13 protein-coding genes, 1 tRNA gene and 1 riboswitch are annotated in these 15,918 nt (G+C 62.7%); of the genes, 5 read left to right on the top strand and 9 right to left on the bottom strand.

Translation table 11 applies throughout. The features are described 5' to 3' along the window. The first annotated feature begins 64 nt into the window (after nucleotides 1–64). The gene (locus FJ527_RS01420; protein ID WP_140821326.1) at nucleotides 65–1,096 is read left to right on the top strand and encodes an Hsp33 family molecular chaperone; all 1,032 of its coding nucleotides are present in this window, start codon (nucleotides 65–67) and stop codon (nucleotides 1,094–1,096) included. Between the two features lie 74 nt (nucleotides 1,097–1,170). Here the strand turns inward: FJ527_RS01420 and apaG are convergent, their stop codons facing one another. Further along, complete coding sequence (gene apaG / locus FJ527_RS01415) at nucleotides 1,171–1,563, bottom strand: Co2+/Mg2+ efflux protein ApaG (RefSeq protein ID WP_023772981.1); 393 nt, start codon at nucleotides 1,561–1,563, stop codon at nucleotides 1,171–1,173. 219 nt (nucleotides 1,564–1,782) lie between these two features. On the opposite strand from apaG, the gene FJ527_RS01410 reads away from it, so the two are divergent. Then, on the top strand, nucleotides 1,783–2,934 hold the full coding sequence (locus FJ527_RS01410) for a ceramide glucosyltransferase (RefSeq protein ID WP_140821324.1): 1,152 nt from the start codon (nucleotides 1,783–1,785) through the stop codon (nucleotides 2,932–2,934). A gap of 30 nt (nucleotides 2,935–2,964) precedes the next feature. Here FJ527_RS01410 and FJ527_RS01405 read toward each other — a convergent pair whose 3' ends face one another. Beyond that, complete coding sequence (locus FJ527_RS01405) at nucleotides 2,965–4,155, bottom strand: O-succinylhomoserine sulfhydrylase (protein ID WP_140821322.1); 1,191 nt, start codon at nucleotides 4,153–4,155, stop codon at nucleotides 2,965–2,967. Between the two features lie 56 nt (nucleotides 4,156–4,211). Then, nucleotides 4,212–4,289, bottom strand: a riboswitch (SAM riboswitch). A 158-nt stretch (nucleotides 4,290–4,447) separates the two neighbouring features. Here FJ527_RS01405 and FJ527_RS01400 point away from each other — a divergent pair. After that, nucleotides 4,448–5,542 (top strand): 2'-deoxycytidine 5'-triphosphate deaminase, encoded by a 1,095-nt coding sequence (locus tag FJ527_RS01400; protein ID WP_140821320.1) that lies wholly within the window; start codon nucleotides 4,448–4,450, stop codon nucleotides 5,540–5,542. A 141-nt stretch (nucleotides 5,543–5,683) separates the two neighbouring features. Here FJ527_RS01400 and araD1 read toward each other — a convergent pair whose 3' ends face one another. The 4 genes from araD1 to chvE all read right to left on the bottom strand — a co-directional run bounded on the left by araD1 (nucleotide 5,684) and on the right by chvE (nucleotide 10,934). Next, nucleotides 5,684–6,676, bottom strand: coding sequence for an AraD1 family protein (gene araD1 / locus FJ527_RS01395; RefSeq protein WP_015319285.1), 993 nt, complete (start codon nucleotides 6,674–6,676; stop codon nucleotides 5,684–5,686). Nucleotides 6,677–6,879: 203 nt separating this feature from the next. Beyond that, complete coding sequence (gene mmsB / locus FJ527_RS01390; protein ID WP_140713981.1) at nucleotides 6,880–8,172, bottom strand: multiple monosaccharide ABC transporter permease; 1,293 nt, start codon at nucleotides 8,170–8,172, stop codon at nucleotides 6,880–6,882. Next, a complete protein-coding gene (gene mmsA, locus FJ527_RS01385) occupies nucleotides 8,169–9,701 on the bottom strand; it encodes a multiple monosaccharide ABC transporter ATP-binding protein (protein WP_140660687.1) in 1,533 nt (510 codons plus the stop codon). Before mmsA ends, mmsB begins: the two co-directional genes overlap by 4 nt. A gap of 162 nt (nucleotides 9,702–9,863) precedes the next feature. Beyond that, nucleotides 9,864–10,934: a multiple monosaccharide ABC transporter substrate-binding protein gene (gene chvE / locus FJ527_RS01380; protein WP_015319282.1), complete on the bottom strand. Its 1,071-nt coding sequence runs from the start codon at nucleotides 10,932–10,934 to the stop codon at nucleotides 9,864–9,866. 291 nt (nucleotides 10,935–11,225) lie between these two features. On the opposite strand from chvE, the gene FJ527_RS01375 reads away from it, so the two are divergent. Further along, the gene (locus FJ527_RS01375) at nucleotides 11,226–12,215 is read left to right on the top strand and encodes a LysR family transcriptional regulator (protein ID WP_140722844.1); all 990 of its coding nucleotides are present in this window, start codon (nucleotides 11,226–11,228) and stop codon (nucleotides 12,213–12,215) included. Between the two features lie 85 nt (nucleotides 12,216–12,300). On the opposite strand, the gene FJ527_RS29230 is transcribed toward FJ527_RS01375, so the two are convergent. Next, a complete protein-coding gene (locus tag FJ527_RS29230) occupies nucleotides 12,301–12,567 on the bottom strand; it encodes a hypothetical protein (RefSeq protein WP_181166261.1) in 267 nt (88 codons plus the stop codon). A gap of 364 nt (nucleotides 12,568–12,931) precedes the next feature. Between FJ527_RS29230 and FJ527_RS01365 the strand changes: the two genes are divergently transcribed. Further along, complete coding sequence (locus tag FJ527_RS01365) at nucleotides 12,932–13,693, top strand: Stf0 family sulfotransferase (RefSeq protein ID WP_140614736.1); 762 nt, start codon at nucleotides 12,932–12,934, stop codon at nucleotides 13,691–13,693. Between the two features lie 66 nt (nucleotides 13,694–13,759). On the opposite strand, the gene FJ527_RS01360 is transcribed toward FJ527_RS01365, so the two are convergent. Continuing rightward, nucleotides 13,760–13,833: transfer RNA gene (locus FJ527_RS01360), tRNA-Gly, on the bottom strand. Between the two features lie 52 nt (nucleotides 13,834–13,885). Further along, nucleotides 13,886–15,817: an acyltransferase family protein gene (locus FJ527_RS01355; protein WP_140821318.1), complete on the bottom strand. Its 1,932-nt coding sequence runs from the start codon at nucleotides 15,815–15,817 to the stop codon at nucleotides 13,886–13,888. Nucleotides 15,818–15,918: the final 101 nt, after the last annotated feature.

Here is a 15,918-nt window from a genome sequence, read left to right as displayed (position 1 = left end):
ATGCCTATCTGCGCCGCATCACGCAAATCAAGCGCGTTTGGACGCATGTGCCCACCAGGGCCGCATGGCCGCGCCCTGGAGCTTTGTCATGTTGGAAAGCCATCAAGTGACTGAACATCACCCCAAACTCGGCGAGTTCGGCTACGCCGGCGACGATCACGTCGTTCCCTTCGAGGTCGGTCCGCTCGACGTGCGCGGCCGCACGGTCCAGCTTGGGCCGATGCTCGACGCCATCCTTGGCCGCCACGATTATCCCGAGCCGGTCGCCCGCCTGCTGGCGGAAGCCTGCGTGCTGACCGTTCTGCTCGGCACCTCGCTCAAATTCGAAGGCAAGTTCATCCTGCAGACCCGTACCGACGGGCCTGTAGACATGCTGGTCGCGGACTTCTCCACGCCCTCGGCACTGCGCGCCTATGCACGCTTCGATGCGGATCGGCTCGAAGCACTGGTCGCGGCAGGCGAGATGTCCCAGCAGACGCTGCTTGGCAGCGGCGTGCTGGCGCTGACCATCGACCAGGGCGCCCATACCCAGCGCTACCAAGGCATCGTCCAGCTCGACGGCGAAACGCTGGAAGACGCGGCGCGCACCTATTTCCGTCAGTCGGAACAGATCCCGACCGATATCAGGCTCTCGGTCGCCAAGCTGCTGACGCCCGGGATCGGCGGCGCGCGCGAGCAATGGCGCGCCGGCGGCATCCTGGCGCAGTTCCTGCCGCAATCGCCCGAGCGCATGCGCATTCCGGACCTGCCGGGTGGGGACGGCGATCCGCGCGAGGAAGTCCACGATCCGGCCGATAATTCCTGGCAGGAACTCCTGGCCTTGCTCGGCACCATCGAGCCGACCGAATTGATCGACCCGACCATAGGCGCCGAGCGGCTGCTGTATCGTCTGTTCCACGAGCATGGCGTGCGCGTCTTCGGCGGCGTTCCCGTGGCCGACCAGTGCTCATGCTCCCGCGACAAGATCCGTGGCATCCTCGAAGGCTTCTCCGCGCAGGAGATCAAGGACAGCACCGAGGATGGCGGCATTCATGTCGCCTGCGAATTCTGCTCGACGCAGTACGACTTCGATCCAGCCGAGTTTGCGGCTCAGTAAAGCGTTTCCTTCTCTCCGTTCCGCGGGGAGAAGGTGCCCGAAGGGCGGATGAGGGGCGGCGCGACCGTCGGCCCTCAGTTCACTGTGCGCCTTGTCCCCGGCAGATCGAGCGAGAAGGCTGGGATGGCGATGTCGAACGTCTCGCCGCGCTTGTTGCGCATCGTATAGCGTCCGACCATGATCCCGGAGGGTGTCGAGAGCGGGCAGCCGGACGTGTACTGATAGCTGTCGCCGGGATTGAGTTCCGGCTGGTCGCCGACAACGCCCGGCCCGCGCACCTCCTCGACCCGGCCGGCACCATCGGTGATGTGCCAATAGCGCGACAGAAGCTGCACGAACTCGTCAGACTGGTTGTCGATCGTTATCTGATAGCCCCAGACGTAGCGGTTCTCCTGGGGATCTGAACGATCCTCCAGATAGAACGGCCTGACCTGCACTTCGATGTTGCGCGTCACGGCGCGGTACATGAGCGGCTCCAAAACAATCCGACGACTTTCGACGCTCGCGGTGAGCAGGTCAACGTGCGCGTCTTGTCGCGCCTGGGATTGAAACGCAGGTGCCGGCAAAGAATGTCATTTAAGTGACACACGACAATGGTGGTGTGCGCGAACCGGGCGACTCGGCCCTCTGTCGAACTGTTGAAAACGGCCGCGACGCGAGCCGACTTCCGGAGTGACCAGATCTCGATGGAACTCACTCTCATATCCGCCTCGCTTTCGACCGCACTCATCCTCTCGAACGCTGCCAGCATCCTGCTTGCCGCTTCACAGCTGAAACGGCGCACCACGATCGCCCCGCCGGCGGGCAGATCGCCGGCGGTGTCGATTGTCGTCCCGTCGCGCGGCGTCGAGCCATTCACACATGAGACGCTGGAACGCGCCTTCGCGCTCGACTGGCCACGCTACGAACTGATCTTCTGCGTCGCCCATGCCGACGACCCGGTGGTCAAATTGATAAACAGGGCGATTGCCCGGTTTCCGCAAGTGCCGGCTCGGCTGTTGATCGGCGACGACCGTGTCAGTGCCAATCCAAAGCTCAACAATTGCGTCAAAGGCTGGGAAGCGGCGCGCCACGACTGGGTCATTCTTGCCGATTCCAACGTTCTGATGCCGAGGGACTATGTCGAGCACATGATGGCGGCGTGGCAGCACGGTACCGGCCTTGTCTGCTCGACGCCGATCGGCTCCAGGCCAGATGGTTTCTGGGCCGACGTCGAATGCGCCTTCCTCAACACATTGCAGGCCCGCTGGCAGTATGCCGGCGAGGCGCTCGGCCTCGGCTTCGCGCAGGGCAAGAGCATGCTGTGGAACAAGCCGATGCTCGACGCCAACGGCGGCATCCGCGCGCTGGCCGCCGAGATCGCCGAGGACGCCGCCGCAACCAAGCTGGTGAACGGCCTCGGCCTGCGTGTCAACCTCGTTGCGGCGCCCTTCGAGCAGCCCCTCGGCCAGCGCACGTTTGGCGAAATCTGGTCGCGTCAGGCCCGCTGGGCGCGCCTGCGCCGCGTCACTTTCCCGCTGTTCTTCGCGCCCGAGATCCTGACTGGTGCGGCGGTCCCGCTGGTTCTTGCGCTGATTGCCGCGGCGAGCGCCGGCGTCAGCCTCTGGGCAACCGCGATTGCCGTGCTGGCGGCATTCTATCTTCCGGAATGCGCTCTGGCCTTGGCCAAGGGTTGGCACGTTTCGACGCGCATGATCGCGGCGACGGTCGCGCGGGACGTCATGCTCCCGGCCATCTGGGCGCGCGGCTGGCTCGGCGGCGCCGTCGACTGGCGCGGCAACGCCATGACCATCCGGACCAAGACGGCGGAACTGGAGGAGACGCCGTCGAGCGCCTGATCGCTGCTGACGACGCTGCCTTGACGAAACCTATTTGGCGGCTTTCAAGGCTTGGGCGATATCTTCCAGCAGATCGTCCGTATCCTCCAGGCCGACCGACAGCCTGAGCGTACCCGGCCCGATGCCGAGTTCGGCACGGGCCTCGTCGCTGAGGTTCTTGTGGGTGGTCGTGGCCGGATGGGTGATCAGGCTCTTGGCATCGCCCAGATTGTTCGAGATCAGCACGATGTCGAGGGCGTTCTGCAGGGCGAAGGCCGCCGGCTTGCCGCCCTTGAGGTCGAGGCAGATAAGCGTCGAGCCACCCGACATCTGCTTCTTGACGATATCGGCCTGCGGGTGGTCGGCGCGGCCGGGATAGATGACGCGGGCGATCTGCGGCTGCCCGGCCAGGAAGTCGGCGATCCTGCCGGCGCTCTCGGTCTGCTGGCGCACGCGCAGCGGCAAGGTTTCCAGGCCCTTCAGCAGCGTCCAGGCGTTGAACGGCGACAGGCTGGGACCGGTGTGGCGGAAATAGTCGTGCAGGTTCTCGTCAATCCACTTCTTGTCCGACAGGATGACGCCGCCCAGGCAGCGGCCCTGGCCGTCAATGTGCTTGGTGGCCGAGTAGACGACGATGTGCGCACCAAGCTGCAACGGCTTCTGTTGCAGCGGCGTGGCAAAAACATTGTCGACGACCAGCCGCGCGCCGATCGAATTGGCAAGCGAGGCGACGGCGGCGATGTCGACGACCTCGAGCGTCGGGTTGGTCGGGCTTTCCAGGAAGAACAGCTTGGTGTTCGGCCTGACCGTCTTTTCCCAATTGGCGATCTCGGTGCCGTCGACCAAGGTCGCCTCGATGCCATAGCGCGGCGCCAGCGTCTCGACCACCCAGCGGCAGGAGCCGAATAGCGCGCGCGCGGCCACGATGTGGTCGCCGGCCTTGACGCTGCACAGAAGGGCAGCCGTCACCGCCGCCATGCCCGACGCCGTGGCGCGCGCGTCTTCGGCGCCTTCAAGCGCGCACATGCGCTTTTCGAACATGTCGACGGTCGGGTTGGCGTAGCGCGAATAGATGAAACCAGGCTCTTCGCCCTTGAAGCGGGCCTCGGCGGCCTGCGCCGTCTGATAGACATAACCCTGGGTCAGGTACATCGCCTCGGAGGTTTCGCCGAAGCCGGAACGCAGGGTTCCGCCATGCACGAGTGCCGTCTGAGGTTTCCAGTTGCGCTTCTTGGTGCTCATCGCTTTGTTCCAGACACAAAAAAACCGGCCGCGAAAGTCGCAACCGGTCCATACGGCCTTGCGGCCCGACGGTCCTTTAGCGACTTGTTTAACGTGGCTGCAAGCCGACCGGCCAAATCACCACGGGATAACGACCCTTTAGACCCGCGCCACGCTTGCGTCAATTGCCGGCTTCATTAAGACGTTTGTACCAAGGCAGGTTCCGCAAAAGTGCCCGGCGGTTTTGCGGCAAGAACCTGCAACAAACAAGAACCTGCAACGAAAGAGACCAGTCTTGGGGCGGAGCCAGACTTTGCGGCAGACAGGCATTCTTCCCGATCAGGACATTTCGGCGCTGTTCCGGTCCGGCGCGCTGAAGTCGCCGCGCGCGCTCGATGCCGACCAGATCCAGCCGGCAAGCCTTGATCTCAGATTGGGCGAAAAGGCCTGGCGGGTTCGCGCCTCGTTCCTGCCCGGTCCCAACCACAAGGTGTCGGAAAAGCTCGATCGGCTGCAACTGCACGAGATCAGTCTGACCGAAGGCGCGGTCCTCGAAACCGGCTGCGTCTATATTGTGCCGCTGCTCGAAAGTCTGGCCCTGCCGACTGACATTTCGGCCTCGGCCAATCCGAAGAGCTCGACCGGGCGGCTCGACATCTTCACCCGCGTCATGACCGATCGGGGCCATGAGTTCGATAAGATCGCCGCCGGCTACAACGGTCCGCTCTATCTCGAGGTCAGCCCGCGCACCTTTCCGATCATCGCGCGCACGGGTTCGCGCCTGTCTCAAATCCGCTTTCGCACCGGCAACGCGCTGCTTTCGGAAGCCGAGTTGCATGAGCTGCATCGTGCCGAGATGCTGGTCGCCACGGAGCCGCCGAACATTTCCGGCGGCGGCATCGCGCTGTCGATCGACCTCAATGGCGACAAGGATGGGTTGGTCGGCTATCGCGGCAAGCACCACACCGGCCTCGTCGATGTCGACAAGCGCGCCGCGCAGGATGTCCTCGACTTCTGGGAGCCGATCCACAAGAGCCGCGCCGGCGAACTGGTGCTCGATCCCGACGAGTTCTACATCCTCGTCAGCCAGGAGGCGGTGCATGTGCCGCCGCTCTACGCCGCCGAGATGACGCCGTTCGATCCGCTGGTCGGCGAGTTTCGCGTCCACTATGCCGGCTTTTTCGATCCGGGTTTCGGCCATTCGGCGGCCGGCGGCACCGGCAGCCGGGCGGTGCTCGAAGTACGCAGCCACGAAGTGCCGTTCATTCTCGACCACGGCCAGATCGTCGGCCGGCTGGTCTACGAGCATATGCTGAAGCGACCGCAGGCGCTCTACGGCACCGATCTCGGCTCGAACTACCAGGCGCAGGGCCTGAAGCTGTCGAAGCATTTCCGCGCCGTGCGCTAAGGTTGAAGCTGCCGACCTCGCTCTTGTGGGAGAGATGCCCGGCAGGGACGTGACGGAAACCTATTGCTAGATCGGCGGGACAGCGCCCCGCTCTGGCTTGCCAGCCATTCCCCACGAGAGGGGAATCACGCGCTCATGGCTTCAAAGCGCCTTCACCGACACCTTCACCGGCTTTTCGATCTCGAGCGGGTTGCGCAGCGGCAGTCCGAAATCCCCGGCCTCGATCTCGAACACGTCGCCGGCTTCCGTCTTGATGCCGTCGGCGAAGGATAGCGTCGCTGTGCCGAACATATGCACATGCACGTCGCCAGGCTGGCGGAAGGCCGAATATTTGAAGTGGTGGTGTTCGAGATTGGCGATGGTGTGGGACATGTTCGTTTCACCCGACAGGAAGGGCTTTTCCCACAATGCCTTGCCGTCGCGCAGGATGCGCGACGTGCCGCGGATGTCCGAAGGCAGGTCTCCGATCAGGATCTCCGGACCGAAGGACGCATTGCGCAGCTTGGAGTGGGCGAGGAAGAGATAGTTGACGCGCTCGGTCACATGGTCCGAGAATTCGTTCGACAAGGTGAAGCCGACGCGGAATGGCGCCCCGTCATCGCCGATGACATAGATCCCGGCGACCTCTGGTTCCTCGCCGGCATCCTTGGCAAAGGCCGGTGACATGAGCGCCGCGCCAGGCGCGACTGCCATGGTCCCGTTGCCCTTGTAGAACCATTCCGGCTGCACGCCGACCTGGCCTTTCGCGGGCTTGCCGCCTTCCAGTCCCATGCGGAACATCTTCATGGAATCGGTGAGTTGCTCCTCGCCGTCGGTGCTGAGCTTCTTGTGCATGGAATCGCGCGTCGCGGCCGACCCCAGATGCGTCAGCCCGGTGCCGGTCAGGTGCAGATGCGCCGGGTCGGGGTGATTGATCGGCGACAGCAGGCGCCCCCGCTTGTAGGCGGCGTCGAGATCGATCGTCTCGCCAAGCCCCTTGCGTTCGATCAGGGCGGCCAGGCCGACGCCGGTGCGGGCGGCCTCCATCGCCAGCGAATAGACGCTGCGCGCCCCGTTGATGATCCGGGTCTTCCCGCCGCTGCGGGCAACGACACGGATCGTCTCGGCGTCGTCGAGAATCTGCGAGATCAGCATGATCAGTCCTCTCTCATTTATCTGTATCCGGCTGCCAATGGGCAAATCCTGACCGGCGCGGCGCGGAAACGCACCACGGTTGAAACGCTTCGTCCGGATTGCGTTCGCGAGCCTGGTCCTTCCCCGGACTTCTTGGTGCCGACGGGCTGCCGGCAGCTTCGCGATCTAGAACCCGTATGCCTCCTAGTCCTCGCCCCCAGCCCTCAAGCCTTGTTCTTGTTGTAGACGTCGAAGATGACGGCCCCGAGCAGCACCAGACCCTTGACCACCTGCTGCCAATCGACATTGACGCCCATGATCGACATGCCGTTGTTCATCACGCCCATGATGAAGCCGCCGACCACCGCGCCGATGACCTGGCCGACGCCGCCCATCGCCGAGGCGCCGCCGATGAAGACGGCCGCGATCACGTCGAGCTCGCTGCCGAGGCCGGCCGCCGGCACGGCCTGGCCGAGACGTGCGGCGATGATCAGCCCGCCGAGCGCCGACAGAACGCCCATATTGACGAACACCCAGAGCGTCAGCCTTTCGGTGTTGATGCCCGACAGTTGCGCCGCCTTGGCGTTGCCTCCCATGGCGTAGATGCGGCGGCCGATGGTCATGCGCTTGGTGACGAAGACGAACAGCGAGATCAGCACGCCCATCACCAGGAGCACGATCGGCAGGCCCCGATAGGTCGCGAACTGGAAGATCAGGAAGAGCGCCAGCGCGCTGCCGACCAGGGTTTTGATGACGAACAGGGTGAAAGGCTCGGCCTCGTAACCGTGGAGTTCGCGCTTGCGTCGCGTCCTGAAGCCGAAATACGCGTAGGCGAGCACCGCGATCAGGCCCAGCACGACTGTCGTCATGTGAAGCGTCAGGCCGCTGCCCAAGATGGTCTTGCCGGCCGCGTTCACCGTCGGCGGGATCAGCGTCAGCGGGCCGATCACGTCTGGAATGAAGCCGGAGCTCAGCGCCTTGAAACTGTCGGGGAGCGGGCCGACCGAGGAGCCGCCGCCAAGCAGCGCCTGGCAGATGCCGCGGAAGATCAGCATGCCGGCGAGCGTCACGATGAAGCTTGGTATGCGGTGATAAGCGATCCAGTACCCTTGCGCGCCGCCGATCAACCCTCCGACGATGAGGCAGACGATCGAGACAACGAGCGGATTGCTGAATATGCCGAGCGGCCAGATGACCATCATCATGGCGGCAAGCGCGCCGATGAAGCCGGCGACCGATCCTACGCTGAGATCGATATAGCCGGCGACGATGACCAGCAGCATGCCGAGCGCCATCACGATGATGAACGAGTTCTGCTGCACCAGGTTGCTGAGGTTGACCGGTTTGAACAGCGTTCCCGACGTCGTGTACTGGAAGAACAGCATGATGACGATCAGCGCGATGATCAGGCCGTATTCGCGCAGGTTCGTCGTCAGCGCCGAGACGGCGACGCGAGGACCCTGCTTGACGTCCTCGGCGGTGCCGCTTTGCGGTGCGGGAGCGCTGTCTGTGCTCATGATGCTTTTCCTTCTCCGCGAACAATGGCGCGCATGATTTTTTCCTGGCTGGCGTCGCTTGCCGCCATCTCGCCGACGATGCGTCCTTCGTTCATGACATAGATTCTGTCGGTGATGCCGAGCAATTCCGGCATTTCAGACGAGATGACGATGATCGCTTTGCCCTCGGCGGCAAGGCGAGCGATGATTGTATAGATTTCGTACTTGGCGCCGACGTCGATGCCGCGCGTCGGCTCATCGAGGATCAGGACTTCCGGGTCGGCGAACAGCCATTTCGACAGCACCACCTTCTGCTGGTTGCCGCCAGAGAGATTGCCGGTCAGCTGATAGACGCTGGAGGCGCGGATATTGGTCTTCTTGCGATAGTCGTTGGCGACGCTCATTTCGCGCATATCGTCGATCACGCCGCCACTGGAAACGCCGCCGAGGTTGGCCAGCGTCACATTGTGCTTGATATGGTCGATGAGGTTCAGTCCATAGGTCTTGCGGTCCTCGGTGACATAGGCGATGCCGTTCTGCACGGCCTTGCCCACTGTGGAAAGGTCCACGGGCTTGCCGTTGAGCAGCACCTCGCCGCTGATGCGCCGGCCATAGGAGCGGCCGAACAGGCTCATGGCGAATTCGGTGCGGCCGGCGCCCATCAGTCCCGCAATGCCGACAACTTCGCCCTTGCGCACCTTGAGGTCGATGCTCTTGATCACCTGCCGTTCGGCATGGATCGGGTGGTAGACGGACCAGTCCTTGACCTCGAAAATGACGTCGCCGATGCTAGGTTCGCGCGGCGGGTAGCGATCGTCGAGGGATCGGCCGACCATCGAGGTGATGATGCGGTCCTCGCTGATGTCCTTCCTCGGCAATGTCTCGATCGTGCGCCCGTCGCGGATCACCGTCACCTTGTCGGCGACGCGGTTCACCTCGTTGAGCTTGTGGGAGATCAGGATCGAGGTCATGCCCTGCCGCTTGAACTCGAGCAATAGATCGAGCAGCGCCTGGCTGTCCTTCTCGCTGAGCGATGCTGTCGGCTCGTCGAGGATCAGCAGCTTCACTTCCTTGCTGAGCGCCTTGGCGATCTCGACCAGCTGCTGCTTGCCGACGCCGATATGGGTGATCAGCGTCTTGGGGTCTTCCTTGAGCCCGACTTTCTTCAAAAGCTCGGCCGTGCGCGCCTCGTTGGCGTCCCAGTCGATGACGCCGTATCTGGCTTGCTCGTTGCCGAGGAAAATGTTCTCGGCGATCGACAGCATCGGCACCAGCGCAAGCTCCTGGTGGATGATGACGATGCCCTTGTGTTCGCTGTCATGAATGCCTTTGAACTGGCATTCTTGGCCCTGAAAGATGATCTGGCCATCATAGGTGCCGGAGGGATAGACGCCCGAAAGCACCTTCATCAGTGTCGATTTTCCGGCGCCGTTCTCGCCGACCACGGCATGGATTTCGCCTTCCTCGACGTGGAGGTTGACGTTCGACAGCGCCTTCACGCCGGGGAACGTCTTGGTGATGTCGCGCATCTCCAAAATCGTCGAGGTCATCAGGCAAGCTCCTCCTAGACTTTCTTTTTTAGGCGATACCTGACGGAAAACCGCTGCGCAATTTTCCGAGAATGGCTCTAGGCCGGCAGAGACAATACCGGGGCCGCTTGTGAACGAAAAGGGGCCCTGCGTCGCGCAGGACCCCTGTCTTTGTAACCGGGATTACTTCAGGTCTTCGGCCTTGATGTAGCCTGAGTCGACGACCAGGGCCTGGTAGTTCGACTTGTCGACCTCATGCGGCGTCAGCAGGATCGAGGGAACCACCTTGACGTCGTTGTTGTAGGTCTTTTCGTCGAGGCCTTCCGGCTTGCCGCCGGAGAGCACCTTGTCGACCAGCTGCACCGTGGCCTTGGCCAGTTCGCGGGTGTCCTTGAACACGGTCGAGTACTGCTCGCCCGAGATGATCAGCTTGACCGAGGCGGTCTCGGCGTCCTGACCGGTCACGATCGGCCAGGGCTGTGCGTCGGTGCCGTAACCGACAGCGCGCAGCGAGGCGGTGATGCCGCGCGACAGGCCGTCATAGGGCGACAGAACGCCATCGACGCGGCTGCCGTCCGAGTAGTTGGCCGACAGAAGGTTGTCCATGCGCGCCTGGGCGGTAGCGGCGAGCCAGCGCAGCGTGCCGACCTTGTCCATGCCGGTCTGGCCGGACTTGATCTTGATCGAGCCGTCGTCGATCAGCGGCTGCAGGACGGAGATCGCGCCATTGTAGAAGAAGAAGGCGTTGTTGTCGTCGGGCGAGCCGCCGAACAGTTCGACGTTCCACGGCTTGGTGTTCGGGAAACGCTCCTTGAGGCCCTTGACCAGGGAATTTGCCTGGATCACGCCGACGCCGAAATTGTCGAAGGTGGTGTAATAGTCGACATTCTTGGTCTTCTTGATCAGGCGGTCATAAGCGACGACGACGACGCCCGCGTCGTTGGCCTTCTGCAGCGCATCCGACAGCGTGGTGCCGTCGATCGAGGCGATGATCAGCGCCTTCGGACCCTTGGTGATTTCGTTTTCCAGCTGGCTGAGCTGGTTGGGGATGTCGTCCTGCGCGTATTGCAGGTCGACAGTGTAGCCGAGCGCCTCGAGCTGGGATTTGACGGCGTCGCCGTCATTGATCCAGCGTTGCGAGGTCTTGGTCGGCATCAGCACGCCGACAAGACCCTTGTCGGCCGCGTGCGCCTGATAGGTCATGGCAGCGATGCCAAGGGCCGCCACGGCGGCCAGCGTCTTGATAATCTTCACATTACTCTCCCTGGTTGATGGACGCGACACCTCGGGGCTTCGCGGGCCGCGCAGCCAGACAGGAGCGCAAACGCGCCGCTGTCGGCATTATCGATCTCCGGTATCCTCCCAATCGGCTCCGCGACGCAGTTTCAATCGATACGATTTTGATCGCTACCGACCCTTGCGTCCCGGAACGCGCGAAGGGTGGGTCCCTTTGCCATAACTGTCAAATGCGATCTTTGGTGGTTGCTATACCGAAACCGGTATGATCTAGCATCCGGAAAGCAATCGGCGAGAAAGCTGGAGATCATGGCGGCATTGCGCGATCCCGATGCGATTCCAGTAAGTTACGAGAAGCTCCCGGGAGACGGTGAGACACTCCTGCGCAGTGGTTTGAGCTTGCGCCACATGCGCATGATCGCCGCCCTCGACGATCACGGACGGGTGAGCGCCGCAGCCCAGGTCATGAACATCTCCCAGCCGGCCGCTTCGCGCATGATCGCCGAGATGGAGGCGGTGCTCGACGTGAAGCTGTGCGAACGGCTGCCGCGCGGAGTGACCCTCACTCCCTATGGCCAGGCGCTTGCCAGGCGGGCCCGCTCGATCCTGCTCGAGATGCGCGAAGCCGACCGCGAGATTGCCGAGCTCAAGGCCGGCAAGGGCGGTTCGGTGTTCCTCGGCGCCGTGACCGCGCCGGCGATCGAATTGGCAGTGCCGGCGATCCGTGAAATCCGCCGCATCTATCCGCGCATCGAGATCACCATGCAGGTCGAGACGTCGAACGTGCTCGCCCGCGAGCTGATCGGCTCGCGCCACGACTTCATCATCGCCCGCATTCCCGACGACCTCAATCCACGACTGTTCGAATCCCGTGTGATCGGCGTCGAGAAGGCCTGCCTGATCGTGCGCCGCGGCCACCCGCTCGCCGGAGGCAATGTGGTGCGGCTGGAAGACACCGCTGCCTATGACTGGGTGTTCCAGTCGGGCGGTTCGCCCTTGCGTCAGGCGATGGAGAGCAACTTCCTGAACCGCAACATCGCGCTGCCGGACCGGATCTTGAACACCAGTTCGCTGTTGCTCACGCTGGTCATGGTCGCGCAATCCGATGCCATCGCGCCGGTCTCGGTGCAGGTGGCGAAGTTCATCCAGAACCCGGACGGGCTTGCCGGCGCCATCGATGTCGTCCAAACCGAATTCGACATCGAGGTCAGGCCTTACAGCCTGATCACCGTCAGGAATCGCGTACTGTCGCCGGCTGCCAAAATGCTGCATGATTTCATCCTGCGCGAAGTGGGGTAATGGAACGAGAACCGCTGCCGCGCGTTCAAACCGTTCGGCATGCGCGCTGGAGCCCGTTGCGGGCGAGGAAACGAGGTGTCGACGATTAACAACTCGGGAGGTTTTTATGGAACGTCGGTTGTTTCTTACTGGAATGCTTGGCCTCGCGGGGGCAGCGGCGTTTGCGAGCGTGGCCGGACCAGGCCGCGCGGTAGCCGGTGTTCCCCAGGGAAACGGAATTCTCGATGAACTGGACAAGCCGGATCCGGCTGTCTTCGAAGGGGATGAAGCGGTCGAGGTAGAGCAGGTCTCGCATCGCGACTGGCATTTTCGCCGCCATCATGGCCACGATGGCTACTGGCGTCGTCGCCACGGGCGTCGCCGCGGCTGGAGACGAGTTTGCCGCAGCTACTGGCGCCATGGCCGCCGCCGTACCCGCTGCTGGCGCGAGCGCGTCTGGCTCCGCGTATGGCTGTAATCTCTTCTTGCTGACGCATAAGCCGGCCACCGCAGGTGGCCGGCACCTGTGTTCAGGCTCTTCAAGTCCGGCGTTGATTACCCAACTGTAACGTGTTTGGGACTCGCACTTTTGCCTAGCTGCCGCCGAATCGGCGGAACCATATGAGCCTTTGTCCGTTGAAGCCTGTTTAAAGCGGAGCTTTGACCATGCCGAGGGACCACCAAGAAGAACGGCATTCTGCAATCAAGATCATGCGTGCCGCGGAGAAGCGGCACGCATGAAGGGCGTCGCCATACTGACCGAAGCCCGCAGCGGCTCCGAATGGCTTGGCAGTCTCACGAACAGCACGGGATTGTTGGGCAAGTCGGCCGAGTGGCTCGATACGGCCAATCTGGGGTGCAAGCCGAAATCCTTCGATGACCTGATGTCCGCCGTGATCGATCGCGGCGGAACCGCAAACGGCACGTTCGCCGTGAAACTGTTTCCGCGGCATCTTCACTGGTCGCAGGCCAGATATGGAGTTGACTTCCTCGCTGAATGCAGCCGGCGCCATGCCATGGGCTTGGTCCTGTTGGAGCGGCGGGACCGCCTTCGCCAGGCGATTTCCTATTGCCGGGCAAAGGCGTCGGGGCACTGGAAAAGTACGATGGACGGCGCCGATCTGGTTCCGCGATACGACTTCGCCGGCATCTGCCAGGCCTATTTCCTAATCGAGCAGAGCTATGCCTTCTGGGAAGCTTACCTGCGGCTGGCCGACCTGGCATACGATCACTTTTTTTATGAGGATTTGTTGGACGATCCTCGGCCGTACGTTGCGTCGGTGGCCCGGCAGTTGTCGGTTGAAATGCCGGACGGAGAGTTCGAAACGAATTTACGCCTGCAGCGGGACGATCTCACCGAAGATTGGGCGGAGCGGTTCCGCAACGACGTCAAATCGGAAGACTTGCTGGCGCATCTGCCCAGGAAGGTGGCGCCGCGGAACATCAACAATCTCGCCCGGTTCCTCCTCAAGAAGCAGATGCTAACCGGACAGGCCTAGGCGAATCCCGATAGTGCTGCCAATCGGACAGGGGCCGGGCTAGGCAATCGGCTTTTCGCATCAAGCTGGAGCGGGTAGCGGGAATCGAACCCGCGCGTTCAGCTTGGGAAGCTGACAGGCTACCATTACATCATACCCGCGCTGCAGCCTCGTTATCATGACGGCATGGCCTCGGGCAATCGCAAACCGGTCTCACAAGGCGGGCTTCGCCAGCTCACCGGTGACGGTCGGCGTTGGTTCCCTGGCCTTTGCGACTTCGCCGCCGGCGGCGAAGCTCGGCCAGTATTTCGAGATGGCCAGCGTCGCGCCGGCGGAAGAGAAATGGCCATAGTCGAAATAGAGAAACTGCTTGCTGCCGGCATCCGCATAGGAGCAACCGGTTGCGTCGCATAGATAGGTGAGCGGGTCGATGAAGGTCGCGCCGTTGGCGAAGAGTTGCACCTGCTTGTTGATGTCGGGATCCATGGCCATCGGCCAGGATGTATTTGCGGCGCCCTCGTGTTTTGCAAAGAAAGCGATCTTCTGGACGTCGGCGATGAACTCCGGAGACTGGCCGATGACATAGACCTTGACACCCATGTCGCGTAGCCGGTCGATCGTCGTCTGCAGGCCATCGAAGCCCCTGGCCTGGTAGTCGGTCCATCGACCGCTCAGGATCACCGCCTGGATATTGGCATCACGGATGATCGACAGCGCCCGTTCGTTGAAGCGGGTGCAGGCCGGCCGGGCATAGGAAAAATAGCTCAGGTTGGGTGGGCAGCCGGCATAGGTATATTGGACGACGTTGGCCTGGATTTTCTGCGCGTTGGCTTCCAGGCCCGATACGTAGTGAGCCGCGAAGGAATCGCCCCACAGCAGCACATTGGTGGCAAAGCCGTGCGTGCGCGTGCAGCCGGCAAGGTTCCAATCCTCGATCCGGCTCGCACCCTCATTGAAGCAGACACCATTGCGCCAGTCGCCCACCAGGATCCGTTGCGTCGAGAAATCCGGGAACCGCTGCGGAAAGCCCTTGCCCAGCACACCGGCCAGACCGCCGACGCACAGCAGGGCGATCGCCGTCGCCGAAAAGGCGAAGATCGGCAGCGGGGCGGTGAAGGCCCGCTTCCGCCGGAAAGGCTGCTCGACATATTTCCACGAGAAGGTCGCCAGGGCGACGCTGGCCACCGTCATCGCGACGATCATCGGCACCGAGATGGCCTTCAGCGAGAGGTAGTGGACGAAGGAGTTGATCGGCCAGTGAACAAGGTAGAGCGAATAGGAGATGAGGCCGATCCAGACCATCGGGGCGAACTGAAGCACACGCGTGGCGAGGGGCACGGGTCGGTTCGCATGGTTCTGGCCCGCATAGATCAGCAGGGCCGTTCCGACGCAGGGAAACAGGGCGTTATAGCCCGGAAACGGGTCGCTCTCCGAGATCGTCAGGAAGCCGAAGCCGAGCAGTGCAAAGCCGGCCAGGCCGATCAGTTCCGTCGCCGGCCGGCTGGCAAGTGGCGGCGGCCTTTTCAGCATCAGCATGGCGCCCAGCGCCAGTTCCCAGATGCGTGTCGGCAGCAGGTAGAAGCCGGCGGTCGGCGCCAGCGTGGTCGCCATCACCGCCAGGGCAAAACTGCCGATGGTGATGGGCAGAAGTATCGTCAGCCAGCGCTTCGAGGCATAGTGGTAGATCAGATAAACCAGGATCGGCGCGAAGATGTAGTACTGTTCCTCGACGGAAAGCGACCATGTGTGCAGCAGCGGCCGCAGTTCGGCGTCGATCGAAAAATAGTTCGTCGTCTTCCAGAAATAGATGTTCGACCAGAAGGTCGAGGCAGCGATCACGCTGAGGCTGAATTCGTGCAGGTCCGACGGCAGGAGGATGAACCATGCCGCGATGCTTGCAAGCAGGATGACGAAGGTCAGCGCCGGCAGGATGCGCCGTGCGCGGCGCCAGTAGAAGCGGCCTATCGAAAACTGGCCGCGCTCGAGATCATCCAGCAAGCTGCCGCTGATCAGATAGCCGGATATGACAAAGAAAATATCGACGCCGGTGAATCCCCCTGGGATGGCGGACACGCCAAAATGAAAGAGCACCACGGGCAGCACGGCAACGGCCCGCAGGCCGTCGATGTCGCGCCTGTAGTTCATTCGGACAGTCCGCGGCTCGCGGCCCGCCGATCTCGTGCGAAGCATGCCACGCCGCTCATGCGACGATGCCTTGGTTGTGCGAAAAATCGTGACGCGTGGGG

The organism is Mesorhizobium sp. B2-4-18 (assembly GCF_006441385.1).
In the GTDB taxonomy this organism is placed as follows: domain Bacteria; phylum Pseudomonadota; class Alphaproteobacteria; order Rhizobiales; family Rhizobiaceae; genus Mesorhizobium; species Mesorhizobium australicum.
Note: the sequence above shows the minus strand (reverse complement) of the source record. Positions and strands in the feature narration are given on the sequence as shown.